Source organism: Pseudomonas sp. AM4(2022) (assembly GCF_036346515.1).
Lineage (GTDB): Bacteria > Pseudomonadota > Gammaproteobacteria > Pseudomonadales > Pseudomonadaceae > Aquipseudomonas > Aquipseudomonas paracarnis.
In genome coordinates this window covers 128,866-142,273 of sequence record NZ_JAOTNW010000004.1, presented here as the reverse complement: position 1 = coordinate 142,273, position 13,408 = coordinate 128,866, and the positions used below count along the sequence as shown (strand labels likewise).

Below are 13,408 nucleotides of genomic sequence, written 5' to 3'. Positions count from 1 at the left end.
GCGAACGGGATTACGGCAGTGACGCCGTAATCTCCTTGCGGCACACCTCAAGCACTTCATCGGCCAGGGCGGAATCATCCGGGCACGCCCGCGACAACATGATTGCGCCGATGGCATGGGCCATGCTGTCGAGCATTTTCGCGCGCACGCCTTCTTGTGGCGTCTCATGAGCTGCGTTGTACTTTGCTTCCAAGGCCTGCAGGGTGTTTTCCAAGCCGTCGGCAAAGGTCGCCTTCAGCGTGTCCGATTGACGGGCAGCATCGGCACACAACGCCGCCAATGTGCATCCGCCGCCGCGATGATCGCGGTGCTGCCTGGACAGGTAAACCTCGAAAAACTGCTCCACCTCCATCTCCGCGCTATCAGCCAGTGACTGCGCCAGGCTGTTGGCGGCCGCTTCCGCCATCAAGTCCGCCTTGGAACCGAAGTGCTTGTAAAAGCCGCCTTGGGTAAAACCGGCCGCAGCCATCAACTCGGCCACGCCCACCCCATCGAAACCCCGCTCGCGGAACAGCTCGGAAGCTGTCGCGACGATATGGGCCCGATTGCTCTGTGACTGCGCCTTGGTGATCTTCATGTCTGTGGTCCTGCCAGCTTGCGAGATAGGCATATTACTATGATGTCGATCATAATCAAAACCGTTGACAGCTTTGATTATGATCGACATCATAAAACCTCCTCGCACTCACAGAGCACCACACCATGAGCACTTCCAACACCGTTCTGATCACTGGCGCTTCGACCGGCATTGGTGCCGCCTACGCCGAACGTTTTGCCGCACGCGGCCATGACCTCGTACTGGTCGCCCGTGATATCACGCGCCTGGAAGCGCTCGCCGCCCGACTGCGTGAACAGCATGCCGTCAGCGTTGATATCCTCCCGGCCGACCTGACCCAGAGCGCTGACCTGGCCGCAGTTGAAGCGCGCCTGCGCGACGACGCCAGCATTGGCACTCTGGTCAACAATGCAGGCGCCGCGCAGTCTGGCGGTTTTATCGAACAGTCCACCGACAGCGTCGCGCAGTTGGTCGCCCTCAACACCACGGCGCTGGTACGCCTGGCCAGTGCCATCGCCCCACGCCTGGCGGCAGCCGGCAACGGCGCTATCATCAACATTGGCTCGGTAGTGGGCCTGGCCCCGGAATTCGGCATGACGGTGTACGGCGCGACCAAGGCGTTCGTGCTGTTCCTGTCCCAGGGCATGAGCCTGGAGCTGGCGCCCAAAGGCGTGTACGTGCAAGCCGTGCTGCCCGCTGCCACGCGTACCGAGATCTGGGAGCGTGCGGGCATTGACATCAACACCCTCACGGACGTGATGGAAGTGGGTGATCTGGTGGACGCGGCGCTGGTTGGTTTCGATCGCCGCGAGCCGGTGACCATCCCGCCGTTGCAGGACGGCGCCCGTTGGGACGCGTTGCAGGCTGCGCGGCAAGGCTTGCTGGCGCAGATCAAGCAGTCCCAGGTTGCCGAACGTTACCTGGCCAACGCCTGATCAACCGGTAGCAGGCGCGCTCCGCGCCTGCCCCTTCTCATCGAAGCAACGAGCGTTGAACCATGAAGGCATTTTCCATTGAACGGTACAGCAAGCAGCCCGGCCGCCTCATCGAGGCCCCCGCGCCTGTCGTGGGCGAGCATGACGTGCTGGTTCAGGTGCGGGCCAGCAGCGTCAATGTGCTGGATGCAAAGATCGCCAAGGGCGAATTCAAACTGATCCTGCCCTATGCGTTGCCGTTGACACTGGGCAATGACCTGGCCGGCGTGGTGCTCAGCGTCGGCGCTGCGGTGCGACGCTTCAAGCCGGGGGACGAAGTCTACGCCCGCCCGCCCCAGCAACGTATCGGCACCTTCGCCGAGCGGATTGCCGTGCACGAAGACGCACTGGCGCGCAAACCCGGCAACATCAGCATGGAGCAAGCCGCATCCTTGCCCCTGGTCGCGCTGACGGCGTGGCAGGTGCTGGTGGAAACCGCGAAGCTGAAGAAAGGCCAGAAGGTGTTCATTCATGCGGGCTCAGGCGGGGTGGGCAGTATCGCCATTCAGTTGGCCAAGCATTTGGGCGCTTTTGTCGCCACCACCACCAGCACCGCCAATGTGGAGTGGGTCAAGGCATTGGGCGCGGATGTAGTGATCGACTACAAACAGCAAGCTTTCGAGGCCGTGCTGCGGGATTACGATGTGGTGCTGAACAGCCTTGGCCCGGGTGCGCTGGCCAAGTCACTGAAGATTCTCAAGCCCGGCGGTCAGCTCATCTCCATCTCCGGGCCGCCGACTCCCGCCTTCGCCAGCGCCCAGAACCTGCCATGGCTATTAGGCCTGGTCATGGGCCTGTTGAGCAGCGGTATCCGCAGGAAAGCACGCAAGCAAGGCGTGAGCTATGAGTTTGTCTTCATGCGTGCCAGTGGCGCACAACTGGATGAAATCACCGCGCTGGTCGAGTCCGGCAGTATCCGGCCGGTCATCGACCGTACCTTTCCTTTCGAATTCACAGCGGCGGCCCTGGACTATGTCGAACAAGGCCGCGCCAAAGGCAAGGTGGTGATCACGATGGGGACGGCACCGCCCGACGCACACCCAGCCGGCTGATCCAAACCGCCCCCAGAATCACCAGACCGCCCAGGGCCAAACGGCCCAGCGGTTCGTGCTGGTTCCAGATCAACAAGTTCAGCAACAGCCCCACCGGCACATGCAGGTTGTTCATCACCGCCAGGGTGCCGCCATTGACCAGGCAGGCGCCCTTGTTCCACCAGTACATGCCCAGCGCAGTGCTGACCAACCCGAGGAACACCAGCACGCCCCATTGCAGCGGCGCTTGCGGCAGGAAATCAGCCTTGCCGAACAGCAGGAACGCCGGCAACACCACCAACAAGGCGCCCAGGTAGAAATAACCGAAACGCCGGAAGTGCGGCTGGTCACTGGGATAACGCGCCACCAGGTGCTTGTACATGACTTGCCCGGCGGCGTAGGTGAAGTTGGCCAATTGCAGCAGCAAGAACCCCATCAGGAAGTGCGGGGTGATCTGATCGAAACGAATCACCGCCGCACCACCCACCGCCACCAGGGCCGCCACCAGCGCCCAAGGATTGAAGCGGCGATTAAGCGCGTCCTCGATCAGGGTCACATGCAGCGGTGTGAGGATGGTGAACAGCAGCACTTCCGGCACCGTCAGCACACGAAAGCTCAGGTACAGGCATACGTAGGTCACGCCGAACTGCAATGCACCGATCACTAACATGCCGCGCATGAACGCGGGCTCCACCGAACGCCAGCGCGTCAGCGGAATAAAGATCAGCCCGGCCAGCACCACGCGCACCAGCACTGCGAAGTAGCTGTCGACGTGACCGGCGAGGTATTCGCCGATCAAGCTGAAGGAAAATGCCTGAATCAGGGTGACAACCAGTAGATAGCCCATGCGCGCCTCGTTTCGAATGGGCGCGACATTAAAGCTTTTTGGGGGTTGAAGAAACTCGGCGCAAAAAAAACCCGACCTCGCTAAAGCGGCAGTCGGGCAGGAGCACTCAGGAGCAAAAAGTGCAAAGGGAGGTTCGATACGCGTACTTGAAGGGTTTGCGTGGGGCTATATAAGCAGCACGGGATTATCTGACGATTAACGCCTCAGGCCACCTGAGCCAGCAGTGCCTTGGCGTGATTGACGCCCTTCTCCTGGAAGTCGCCGCCCAGGTTGACGCCTTCGGCGTGAATGAAGGTGACGTCATGAATGCCGATAAATGCCATGACCTGACGCAGGTACGGTTCCTGATGATCCGAGGTGGCGCCGGTGTGGATACCACCGCGTGCGGTAAGCACGATAGCGCGCTTGCCGGTCAACAGACCCTGGGGCCCGGTGGCGGTGTATTTGAACGTCACACCGGCCCGCAACACGTGATCCAGCCAGGCTTTAAGGGTGCTGGGGATGGCGAAGTTGTACATCGGCGCGGCCATCACCAACACGTCGGCGTCCAGCAGTTCGTCAGTCAACTCGTTGGAGCGGTCCAGGGACACCTGTTCGTCGTCGTTACGCTGCTCCGCCGGCTTCATCCAGCCACCTAGCAGGTTGGCATCCAGGTGGGGTACCGGATTGAGCGCGACGTCGCGCACGGTGATGCGGTCTGCCGGATGGGCGAATTGCCATTGGCTGATGAACTGTTGGGTGAGCTGGCGGGAAATGGAATCCTGCTGGCGCGCACTGCTTTCGATGATCAGAACATTGGACATGGCTTCGTAGGCTCCATCGGTAATTGCTGTAAGTCGATGGAGAGAAGGTTAACCAGGGCCCGTTCGATAAAAAAGCGCAAAAAACTGCTACAACCCATCTAGAAATTTGTTTATAAGCGGAGTATTCCTGTGGGCATGCTCCGCTGTTGCTTTATTTTGGCGCGCAGTTCAGAGCAATACGCATCTTGATGATGGAGCGATTGAACTTGACCGTGGTGTTAGTGCTTTTGCCAGCAGGCACGGTCACGGTACGACGGCGTGGCGATTCCGGGCCGTTGGTGAAGGTTACCGAACATACCGCGTCGTTGGTGCCGTAGTTACTTAGCTGGATCGAACTGATGTCGGCGTCCACATCGGACGCTGTGTAGTCAACGCTTACGCCGTTGATCTTCTTCGTCACATCGATGGGGTAGGCAAACGCGCTCATCGGCAGCAGCGCCAGCAACACACAACACAATTTTCTCATTCGGCAGTCTCCAATAAGGACCGCCAGCTTAGGACAAGAGGAGCTCATCTTGAAAGCGCCCCGCGTTACCCTCGATCAATGGCGCACCTTGCAAGCCGTGGTCGACCATGGCGGCTTTGCTCAGGCCGCCGAAGCGCTGCACCGTTCGCAATCTTCAGTGAGCTACACCGTGGCGCGCATGCAGGACCAACTCGGAGTCCCCTTGCTGCGTATCGACGGGCGCAAGGCGGTGCTGACCGAGGCCGGTGAAGTGCTGCTGCGCCGATCCCGTCAACTGGTGAAAAACGCCAGCCAGCTGGAAGACCTCGCCCATCACATGGAACAGGGCTGGGAAGCCGAAGTGCGTCTGGTGGTGGATGCCGCCTACCCCAGCGCACGTCTCGTTCGCGCATTAACCGCCTTTATGCCGCAAAGCCGTGGCTGCCGGGTGCGCCTGCGCGAAGAAGTGCTGTCCGGCGTCGAAGAGTTGCTGCTCGACGGCATGGCGGACCTGGCCATTTGCGGGTTTATCATCCCGGGCTACCTGGGCACGGAAATGAGCGATGTGGAGTTCATCGCCGTGGCCCACCCCGATCACTCGCTGCATCGCCTCAACCGTGAGCTGAGTTTCCACGACCTGGAGAGCCAGATGCAGGTGGTGATCCGTGACTCCGGCCGCCAACAACCGCGCGACGTCGGCTGGCTCGGCGCTGAACAGCGCTGGACTGTCGGCAGCCTCGCTACCGCGGCCACCTTCGTCGCCAGCGGCCTGGGCTTTGCCTGGCTGCCCCGGCACATGATCGAGCGCGAACTCAAGGAGGGCGTGCTCAAGCAGCTGCCCCTCGAAAAAGGCGGCAGTCGCAACCCGACGTTTTACCTGTACTCCAACAAAGACAAACCCTTGGGGCCCGCCACGCAGATCCTCGTGGAATTGCTGCGCACCTTCGACACCGCTCCCCTGGACGCGCCCTTTGCCGCTCCCCAACAAGCCTGAAACGGAGTTCATCCATGGCCTGGTTCGACCATGAAGGCTGCAGCCTGCATTACGAGGAATATGGCCATGGCAACCCGCTGATCCTGATCCACGGCCTGGGCTCCAGCAGCCAGGATTGGGAACTGCAAGTACCGGTACTCGCCCGACACTACCACCTGATCGTGGTTGACGTGCGTGGCCATGGTCGCTCGGACAAACCCCGGGAGCGCTACAGCATCAAGGGGTTTACCTTCGACCTGATCGCCCTGATCGAACACCTGGACCTGCCAGCGGCCCACGTGGTGGGTTTATCCATGGGCGGCATGATCGCCTTCCAACTGGCAGTGGATGAACCCCTGCGGGTCAAGAGCCTGTGCATCGTCAACAGCGCGCCTGAGGTCAAGGTGCGCAGTGCCGATGACTATTGGCAATGGGCCAAACGCTGGACCCTGGCCCGCGTGCTCAGCCTGGGCACCATCGGCAAGGCCTTGGGCGATCGGCTGTTCCCAAAACCTGAGCAAGCCGACCTGCGCCGCAAGATGGCCGAACGCTGGGTAAAAAACGACAAACGTGCTTATCTCGCCAGCTTCGACGCCATTGTGGGCTGGGGCGTGCAGGAACAACTGTCGAGAATTGCCTGTCCAACCCTGGTCATCAGCGCTGACCATGACTACACCCCCGTGGCGCAGAAAGAAATCTATGTAAAACTGCTGCCCGATGCGCGGCTGGTGGTGATCGAAGATTCCCGCCATGCCACGCCCTTGGATCAACCCGAGGTCTTTAACGCGACCTTGCTCGATTTTCTAAAGACCGTCGAAACCACTACCCAGGATCACTGACCCATGCTAAAAAAAATCGCCTTCTTTGCCGGTTCCGCCTTGTTCGCTGCCAACCTGATGGCAGCTGAGCCGGCCAAGGCGCCACATGTTTTGCTCGACACCACCAACGGCCAGATTGAAATCGAACTGGACCCGGTCAAGGCTCCGATCAGCACCAAGAACTTCCTGGCCTATGTCGACAAGGGCTTCTACACCAATACGATCTTTCACCGCGTGATCCCGGGCTTCATGGTCCAGGGCGGCGGGTTCACCCAGCAAATGTCACAAAAGCCGACCGAAGCACCGATCAAGAACGAAGCTAGCAATGGCCTGCATAACGTGCGTGGCACCTTGTCCATGGCTCGCACCAATGACCCGAACTCGGCCACCAGCCAATTCTTCATCAACGTGGCTGACAATGCCTTCCTCGACCCGGGCCGCGATGCCGGTTATGCCGTGTTCGCCAAAGTGGTCAAGGGCATGGACGTCGTCGACGTCATCGTCAACTCCCAGACCACCACCAAGCAAGGCATGCAGAACGTGCCTATCGATCCTGTGATCATCAAGTCGGCCAAGCGCATCGACTGAGGTCCGCAGGCAGCTTTGCACGGCGCCCCCCACGGCACCGTGCACCTTTGAAAGGAGAGCCCGCCCGGCGGGCGTCAAACCTAATGCTCTATCGTCGTTTTGAACAACTGATCGATATTTTCCGCGACGCCCCCAGCGCGGCCCCTCCCGAAAAAGTCCTGCCCTTCTATCTCTATTACCTGCGCCAGGTGTGGCCGTGCTTTGCCGCGCTGCTGGTGGTGGGGCTGGTCGGCGCCCTGATCGAAGTCGCGTTGTTCAGCTACCTGAGCCGCATCATCGACCTGGCCCAGGGCACGCCACCGGCGAACTTCTTCCAGATCCACAGCGCCGAGCTGATCTGGATGGCCGTGGTCGCCCTGTTGTTGCGCCCCCTCTTCAACGGCCTGCATGACTTGCTGGTGCACCAGACCATCAACCCCGGCATGACCAGCCTGATTCGCTGGCAAAACCACAGCTACGTGCTCAAGCAGAGCCTGAATTTCTTCCAGAACGATTTTGCCGGGCGCATCGCCCAGCGGATCATGCAAACCGGCAATTCCTTGCGTGACTCGGCGGTGGCGACCGCAGAGGCTATCTGGCACGTGTCGATCTACGCCATCAGTGCCCTGGTGTTGTTTGCCGAGGCTGACTGGCGGCTGATGATTCCGCTGATCACCTGGATCGTTTGCTACAGCCTGGCCCTGCGTTACTTCGTACCTCGCGTGAAAGAGCGCTCGGTGGTCTCCTCGGAGGCGCGCTCCAAGTTGATGGGCCGGATTGTCGACGGCTATACCAATATCACCACCTTGAAGCTGTTCGCCCATACGCAGAATGAACAGGAATACGCCAAGCAAGCGATCATCGAGCAGACCGAAAAAACCCAACTGGCCGCCCGCGTACTCACCAGCATGGACACCGTGATCTGTATTTTGAACGGCCTGCTGATTGTCACCACTACTGGCCTGGCCCTGTGGCTGTGGACCCAGTCGCTGATTTCCGTGGGCGCGATTGCCCTGGCCACCGGCCTGGTGATCCGCATCGTCAACATGTCCGGCTGGATCATGTGGGTGGTCAACGGCATCTTCGAAAACATCGGTATCGTGCAGGACGGCCTGAAGACCATCGCCCAGCCACTGGCCGTGGTCGATCGTGAAAACGCTCCGCGCCTGACGGTGCCCCACGGCCAGGTGCGCTTCGAGCAGGTGGACTTCCACTACGGCAAGCAGAGCGGAATCATTGGCGGCCTCAACCTCGAGATCAAGGCCGGGGAAAAGATCGGCTTGATCGGCCCATCCGGCGCGGGCAAGTCGACGCTAGTCAACCTGCTGCTGCGCCTTTACGACCTGCAGGGCGGGCGCATCCTCATCGACGGCCAGGACATCGCCGAAGTCGCCCAGGAAAGCCTGCGCGCGCAAATCGGCATGATCACCCAAGACACCTCGTTGCTGCACCGCTCGATCCGCGACAACCTGCTGTATGGCAAGCCCGACGCGACTGACGAGGAACTGTGGGCGGCGGTGCACAAGGCCCGCGCCGATGAGTTCATCCCACTGCTGTCGGATTCCGAGGGCCGCACCGGGCTGGATGCCCATGTGGGTGAGCGCGGGGTGAAACTCTCCGGCGGGCAACGCCAGCGTATCGCTATCGCCCGCGTGCTGCTCAAGGACGCGCCGATCCTGATCATGGACGAAGCCACCTCTGCGCTGGACTCTGAAGTGGAAGCGGCGATCCAGGAGAGCCTGGAAACCTTGATGCAGGGCAAGACGGTGATTGCGATTGCACACCGGTTGTCGACCATCGCACGAATGGACCGCCTGGTGGTGCTGGAAAAAGGCCAGATCGCCGAGAGCGGCAGCCATTCCGAGTTGCTGGCATACGGCGGGCTTTATTCGCGGTTATGGCAGCATCAGACCGGGGGTTTTGTCGGCATAGACTGATTTCGCTGGGTAAAGCCCCGCTCAATTCCGAACAATTCTGACAGCTTTCTCTATCTGGCTGGTCTTGCGACACAATCCTGCTGTACTGCAATCAGGCCCCAGGAGGGCCCTGATTTAAGGCGGAAGGGAAGCCACACAGACCGTTAATCAGATAGAGCAATCTAAGGAAGTGTTCATGTCACTGTTCAAACGTTCCGTAACGGAAGGACTGGGTACGTTTTGGCTGGTGTTGGGTGGCTGCGGGAGTGCCGTGTTGGCCGCAGCGTTCCCCAACGTCGGCATCGGCCTGCTCGGCGTATCCCTGGCTTTCGGACTCACGGTACTGACCATGGCGTTTGCCATCGGGCATATCAGCGGCTGCCACCTTAACCCGGCCGTCTCGGTGGGGTTGGTGGTGGGCGGCAGATTTCCGGCCAGAGAGTTGCCGGCCTACATCGTGTCGCAAGTGATCGGTGGCGCCATCGCCGCCGCACTGCTGTACTTCATCGCCAGTGGCAAACCAGGGTTCGAGCTAGCGTCCGGGCTGGCAAGCAACGGTTATGGCGAACACTCACCCGGTGGTTATTCAATGGCGGCAGGCTTTGTCTGCGAGCTGGTGATGACTGCGATGTTCGTGCTGATCATCCTTGGCGCTACCGACCGTCGAGCCCCTGCAGGCTTCGCGCCCATCGCCATTGGCCTGGGGCTGACGCTGATCCACCTTATCTCCATCCCGGTGACCAACACCTCGGTCAACCCGGCCCGCAGCACGGGGCCTGCGTTGATTGTCGGCGGCTGGGCACTCCAGCAGTTGTGGTTGTTCTGGCTCGCGCCGATCCTCGGCGCGGTGATCGGCGGCATTACCTACCGATGGTTGGGTGAAGAAAAACCCGCTTGACCCAATCCCTGTAGGAGCGAGCTTGCTCGCGAAAAACACTAACGATGACGCGGTGCTTACAGCTGTAATCCCGCGTCGTCTGCACGTTCTTCGCGAGCAAGCTCGCTCCTACAGTGTGTTTTACGGCCTGACCTCTATTGAATGCGCTTCAACCCTGGTGGGCTTGCATGTACTGACGCAACAATTGATTAATGCGTGTCTGGTATCCGGTGCCTTGGCCTTTGAACCATTCCAGAACATCGGCATCCAGCCGAATGGTCACCGCCTGCTTCACCGGAACACGTAACTCGGCGCGTCGGAAAAATTCGGCGTCCAGCTCAGGAATATCGCTGGTGTCGATTTCTTTATCATTCATGTTGGCCAGGCGCTCCCAATCAGTTTTCGATGTTTGCGTCATAGTATTTGGCCTCCTTCTTGGTTGCTTTTCGCGCAGAGATGATACGGATCACATCACCGCACCGCTCGGTATATACGACCACACCCATTAACAATTTGATCCAGCCAATACTGATCCAACGCTCTTCGCCATAATCTGCCCGATCATCGCGCAAGGCCAGCATTGGATGCCGAAAAATATCTGGGACGTCGTTAAAGTCGATGCCGTGCTTAGTAATATTGGCTTTGTTCTTAGATTCATCCCATTCAAAATGCATGGCACATCCTGTATGTACGTTTGTACATACATACTAGCGGCTTTATTGTTAATCGGTGGTGTTGCCAGACCGATGGTTCAGACCTGCCGATAAGGCAGGGCCGCCCTCGCCTCTTCGGCATACGCCAGAACCCCCACCCGTTCGCGCTCAAGAAAATCTTCCACAGCGTTCTTCAACCCCGGGTGGCGCAGGTAGTGCCAGGACCGCGTAATCACCGGCTCAAACCCGCGAATCAATTTGTGCTCCCCCTGGGCACCCGCATCGAAGCGTTGCAGGCCGTGGGCGATGGCGTAGTCCATGCCTTGGTAGAAACAGGTTTCGAAATGCAGGCGGTCGAATTCCGCCAGGCAACCCCAGTAGCGGCCATAGAAGCTGTCGCCACCGAGCAGGCTGAAGGCCATCGCCACCGGCCGCGTGCCTTGTTTGGCCAGCACTACGCGGATGGCCGCGGGCATGCGTTCAGCCAGCAGGCTGAAAAAAGCGCGGGTCAGGTAGGGCGATTGCCGGCGCACCGCGTAGGTGTTGGCATAGCAGGCATAGACAAAGTCCCATTGCGCTTCGCTCAGCTCATGGCCTTGCAACCACTCGAACTCGATACCTTGCCCTGCCACTTGTTCACGTTCTTTGCGCATCTGTTTGCGCTTGCGTGAACTCAGGGCGTCGAGAAAATCCTGGAAGTCGCGGTAGCCTCGGTTCTGCCAATGAAACTGGCAACCCAAGCGTTGCAACCAGCCGGGGTGTTGGGCCATGGCTTCATCGGCCAGGGCATCGGTAAAGTTGATATGGGCGCTCGACAGGCCTTCGATCTCCAGATACCCCGGCAGGCTATTGAGCAATTCGAAAGCGTCTGCGGCACTGGCAGCCAACACACGCGGCCCACCGACCGGGCTGAACGGCACGGCCGTCAGCAACTTGGGGTAATAGTCGATGCCGGCGCGCTCGCAGGCATCGGCCCAGCCGTGATCGAACACGTACTCGCCATACGAATGCCATTTGCGATAACCCGGCAATGCCGCCATCAACCGGTCGCCTTCCCAGTGCAGCAAGTGCTCCGTCTGCCAGCCCGAATGCGGGCCGACACTGGCGCTGTCTTCCAGCGCGCTGAGAAACCCATGCTGCATAAACGGCTGGGCCTGTGGCATCAGGGCATCCCACGTGTGCGCAGCGATATCGGACAGGCTGTCCAGGCGTTGCAGCGGCATCGGCATCCTCATTGTTTCTTGGCATGAAAACCTGGCGAGTATCGCTGATCACAGCCGCGCGCACATCCTCAAAACACGCCGACAGGCGCCAAAACCCTTAGTTCCGTAGCGCAACGATTTGTCATCTAGATGAAATCACTTAGCCACTACTCCGTCATAAACGGTCGCGATACTGACGCCAGTTTTTAGAGCGTCCGGGTCTACCGGGCGACATTTTTCCGTCCGTCATGGGTCGGTTGTGTCCTGGAGGGTGTTGCCATCCCTCCTCACTTTCGGAGATTGATATGCGTCTTGCTTCCACTAAAACTGCGGCGGTCCTGTGTGGCGGCCTGTTGCTGGCACTGAGCGTTCCAGCCAGCGCTGCAGTCGACGCTAAATTGCTCGACATGCTCAAGGCCAACGGCCAGATCACCGCGGCGCAGTACACCGAACTGCAAATGGAACTGGCCAGGGATCAGAAAGAACAGCAGATCGCACGCCAAGCTCAACAAGAGACCAACGAGCAGATCGCGGCCACTGCGAAAAAAACCAACGAGCTGAGCAGCTTCGACCAGAAATTGGCATGGGCAGCCAAGACCCAGTTCAAGGGCGATGTGCGCTTCCGCCAGGAAACCATCAAGATCGACGGCGAGCCCAACAACGGTGGGCGTGACAAGGACCGTCAACGTATCCGTGCCCGCCTGGGTGCCTACACCGAAATCAACCCGCAGGTGGACACCGGTATCCGTATTGCCACCGGCGGCGGCGACGATGCTCGCTCCACCAACCAGGACCAGGATGGTTACTTCGATAAGAAGTCGATCTGGCTGGACCTCGGCTACATCGACTACCACCCGGACCAGATCAAGAACCTGCACGTGATCGGCGGCAAGATGCTGCAGCCGTGGGTGAACATGGGCGATGTGATCTGGGATAGCGACATCAACCCTGAAGGCCTGGCCGTCACCTACAAATACCCACTGGGTAGCAGCGCTGAGCTGTTCGGTAGCCTGGGTAACTACAACCTCAAGGACAACGTGGACGGTGACGGCGTGCAATTTCGCCATGACCTGCGCCTGACGTCCGGCCAGTTGGGCACGCGTTTCTCGGTTACCGACAACCTGAAAATGACCTTGGGCGGCAGCATCTACGCCTACAAGAATGACGAAGACAGCCGCTGCACAACCACCACCACGCCTTGCGCACTGGCGGTCAACGGCAACTCGGCCAACAATGAATTCCGCCTGTACGAAGGCTTTGCGCAAGCAGACATTGGCGGCCTGGCCGTGCCGCTGTCGTTCTACGGCCAGTACGTGAAAAACAACGATGCGGTGACCGACCAGGACACCGCCTGGTTGCTGGGTGCCAAGTCCAAGGTGTTCGGTTTGAACCTGGACTACAACTACCGCGACGTTCAACGTAATGCCGTCGTAGGCGCCTTCACCGATTCGGACTTCGCCAACGGCACCACCGGTTCGCGCGGTCATAAGATGAAAGTGAGCTACGACATCGACAAGAACTTCGCCATCGGCGCCACCTACTTCCTGACCAAGGCTGACTTCGCCAGCCGGACTCAGCGGGATGCCGATACCAACACCTTGCAGCTGGATGCTGAAGCCAAGTTCTAACGCCTAACTTGTAGGAGCGAGGGGGACGCCTAGTTCTTGCTCGCGAAGAACCCACAGGCAACGCGTTTATCCAGGATACCCGCGTTATCGTTGACGTTTTTCGCGAGCAAGAACTAGG

Annotated in this window: 15 protein-coding genes; 8 read left to right on the top strand and 7 right to left on the bottom strand. The window is 59.7% G+C overall.

Annotated features, from left to right (window positions below; all coding sequences use genetic code 11):
- Positions 1–10: 10 nt before the first annotated feature.
- Positions 11–577, bottom strand: a complete 567-nt coding sequence (locus tag ODQ19_RS07320) for a TetR/AcrR family transcriptional regulator (protein WP_034128300.1) — start codon at positions 575–577, stop codon at positions 11–13.
- A gap of 125 nt (positions 578–702) precedes the next feature.
- Here ODQ19_RS07320 and ODQ19_RS07315 point away from each other — a divergent pair, with 125 nt between their 5' ends.
- A complete protein-coding gene (locus ODQ19_RS07315) occupies positions 703–1,491 on the top strand; it encodes an SDR family NAD(P)-dependent oxidoreductase (RefSeq protein ID WP_330209690.1) in 789 nt (262 codons plus the stop codon).
- A gap of 62 nt (positions 1,492–1,553) precedes the next feature.
- Entirely contained in the window at positions 1,554–2,582 is a 1,029-nt protein-coding gene (locus ODQ19_RS07310; RefSeq protein ID WP_330209689.1) for an NADP-dependent oxidoreductase, read from the top strand.
- Here ODQ19_RS07310 and ODQ19_RS07305 read toward each other — a convergent pair.
- The 3 genes from ODQ19_RS07305 to ODQ19_RS07295 all read right to left on the bottom strand — a co-directional run bounded on the left by ODQ19_RS07305 (position 2,539) and on the right by ODQ19_RS07295 (position 4,677).
- Positions 2,539–3,408 carry a carboxylate/amino acid/amine transporter gene (locus ODQ19_RS07305; RefSeq protein ID WP_034136149.1) on the bottom strand — a complete coding sequence of 290 codons (870 nt, stop codon included), beginning with the start codon at positions 3,406–3,408 and terminating at the stop codon, positions 2,539–2,541. The two genes, ODQ19_RS07310 and ODQ19_RS07305, sit on opposite strands and share 44 nt — an antisense overlap.
- Positions 3,409–3,611: 203 nt before the next feature.
- Positions 3,612–4,211 (bottom strand): FMN-dependent NADH-azoreductase, encoded by a 600-nt coding sequence (locus tag ODQ19_RS07300; protein ID WP_330209688.1) that lies wholly within the window; start codon positions 4,209–4,211, stop codon positions 3,612–3,614.
- Between the two features lie 151 nt (positions 4,212–4,362).
- Positions 4,363–4,677, bottom strand: a complete 315-nt coding sequence (locus ODQ19_RS07295) for a 3-phosphoglycerate kinase (protein WP_116667026.1) — start codon at positions 4,675–4,677, stop codon at positions 4,363–4,365.
- Between the two features lie 49 nt (positions 4,678–4,726).
- Here ODQ19_RS07295 and ODQ19_RS07290 point away from each other — a divergent pair, with 49 nt between their 5' ends.
- From ODQ19_RS07290 to aqpZ, 5 genes are all read left to right on the top strand, one after another.
- Positions 4,727–5,650, top strand: coding sequence for a LysR family transcriptional regulator (locus tag ODQ19_RS07290; RefSeq protein ID WP_116667027.1), 924 nt, complete (start codon positions 4,727–4,729; stop codon positions 5,648–5,650).
- A gap of 14 nt (positions 5,651–5,664) precedes the next feature.
- On the top strand, positions 5,665–6,468 hold the full coding sequence (locus ODQ19_RS07285) for an alpha/beta fold hydrolase (RefSeq protein ID WP_116667028.1): 804 nt from the start codon (positions 5,665–5,667) through the stop codon (positions 6,466–6,468).
- Positions 6,469–6,471: 3 nt separating this feature from the next.
- Positions 6,472–7,035 carry a peptidylprolyl isomerase gene (locus ODQ19_RS07280; RefSeq protein WP_116667029.1) on the top strand — a complete coding sequence of 188 codons (564 nt, stop codon included), beginning with the start codon at positions 6,472–6,474 and terminating at the stop codon, positions 7,033–7,035.
- Positions 7,036–7,118: 83 nt separating this feature from the next.
- The gene (locus ODQ19_RS07275; RefSeq protein WP_330209687.1) at positions 7,119–8,951 is read left to right on the top strand and encodes an ABC transporter ATP-binding protein; all 1,833 of its coding nucleotides are present in this window, start codon (positions 7,119–7,121) and stop codon (positions 8,949–8,951) included.
- A gap of 175 nt (positions 8,952–9,126) precedes the next feature.
- Positions 9,127–9,828, top strand: a complete 702-nt coding sequence (aqpZ, locus tag ODQ19_RS07270; RefSeq protein WP_116667031.1) for an aquaporin Z — start codon at positions 9,127–9,129, stop codon at positions 9,826–9,828.
- Between the two features lie 148 nt (positions 9,829–9,976).
- On the opposite strand, the gene ODQ19_RS07265 is transcribed toward aqpZ, so the two are convergent.
- The 3 genes from ODQ19_RS07265 to ODQ19_RS07255 all read right to left on the bottom strand — a co-directional run bounded on the left by ODQ19_RS07265 (position 9,977) and on the right by ODQ19_RS07255 (position 11,683).
- On the bottom strand, positions 9,977–10,225 hold the full coding sequence (locus ODQ19_RS07265) for a BrnA antitoxin family protein (RefSeq protein ID WP_032895852.1): 249 nt from the start codon (positions 10,223–10,225) through the stop codon (positions 9,977–9,979).
- Positions 10,203–10,481 carry a BrnT family toxin gene (locus tag ODQ19_RS07260; RefSeq protein ID WP_330209686.1) on the bottom strand — a complete coding sequence of 93 codons (279 nt, stop codon included), beginning with the start codon at positions 10,479–10,481 and terminating at the stop codon, positions 10,203–10,205. Before ODQ19_RS07260 ends, ODQ19_RS07265 begins: the two co-directional genes overlap by 23 nt.
- Positions 10,482–10,558: 77 nt before the next feature.
- The gene (locus ODQ19_RS07255) at positions 10,559–11,683 is read right to left on the bottom strand and encodes a GNAT family N-acetyltransferase (protein WP_003193134.1); all 1,125 of its coding nucleotides are present in this window, start codon (positions 11,681–11,683) and stop codon (positions 10,559–10,561) included.
- Positions 11,684–11,967: 284 nt separating this feature from the next.
- On the opposite strand from ODQ19_RS07255, the gene ODQ19_RS07250 reads away from it, so the two are divergent.
- The gene (locus ODQ19_RS07250; RefSeq protein WP_003193136.1) at positions 11,968–13,290 is read left to right on the top strand and encodes a putative porin; all 1,323 of its coding nucleotides are present in this window, start codon (positions 11,968–11,970) and stop codon (positions 13,288–13,290) included.
- Positions 13,291–13,408: the final 118 nt, after the last annotated feature.

Coding starts and splice junctions, on each gene's coding strand:
- ODQ19_RS07285 (WP_116667028.1), top strand. CDS start 5,665: ATGGCCTGGTTCGACCATGAAGGCTGCAGCCTGCATTACGAGGAATAT.
- ODQ19_RS07255 (WP_003193134.1), bottom strand. CDS start 11,683: ATGCCGCTGCAACGCCTGGACAGCCTGTCCGATATCGCTGCGCACACG.
- ODQ19_RS07305 (WP_034136149.1), bottom strand. CDS start 3,408: ATGGGCTATCTACTGGTTGTCACCCTGATTCAGGCATTTTCCTTCAGC.
- ODQ19_RS07295 (WP_116667026.1), bottom strand. CDS start 4,677: ATGAGAAAATTGTGTTGTGTGTTGCTGGCGCTGCTGCCGATGAGCGCG.
- ODQ19_RS07300 (WP_330209688.1), bottom strand. CDS start 4,211: ATGTCCAATGTTCTGATCATCGAAAGCAGTGCGCGCCAGCAGGATTCC.
- ODQ19_RS07320 (WP_034128300.1), bottom strand. CDS start 577: ATGAAGATCACCAAGGCGCAGTCACAGAGCAATCGGGCCCATATCGTC.
- ODQ19_RS07275 (WP_330209687.1), top strand. CDS start 7,119: ATGCTCTATCGTCGTTTTGAACAACTGATCGATATTTTCCGCGACGCC.
- ODQ19_RS07310 (WP_330209689.1), top strand. CDS start 1,554: ATGAAGGCATTTTCCATTGAACGGTACAGCAAGCAGCCCGGCCGCCTC.
- ODQ19_RS07315 (WP_330209690.1), top strand. CDS start 703: ATGAGCACTTCCAACACCGTTCTGATCACTGGCGCTTCGACCGGCATT.
- ODQ19_RS07260 (WP_330209686.1), bottom strand. CDS start 10,481: ATGCATTTTGAATGGGATGAATCTAAGAACAAAGCCAATATTACTAAG.
- ODQ19_RS07250 (WP_003193136.1), top strand. CDS start 11,968: ATGCGTCTTGCTTCCACTAAAACTGCGGCGGTCCTGTGTGGCGGCCTG.
- ODQ19_RS07265 (WP_032895852.1), bottom strand. CDS start 10,225: ATGACGCAAACATCGAAAACTGATTGGGAGCGCCTGGCCAACATGAAT.
- aqpZ (WP_116667031.1), top strand. CDS start 9,127: ATGTCACTGTTCAAACGTTCCGTAACGGAAGGACTGGGTACGTTTTGG.
- ODQ19_RS07280 (WP_116667029.1), top strand. CDS start 6,472: ATGCTAAAAAAAATCGCCTTCTTTGCCGGTTCCGCCTTGTTCGCTGCC.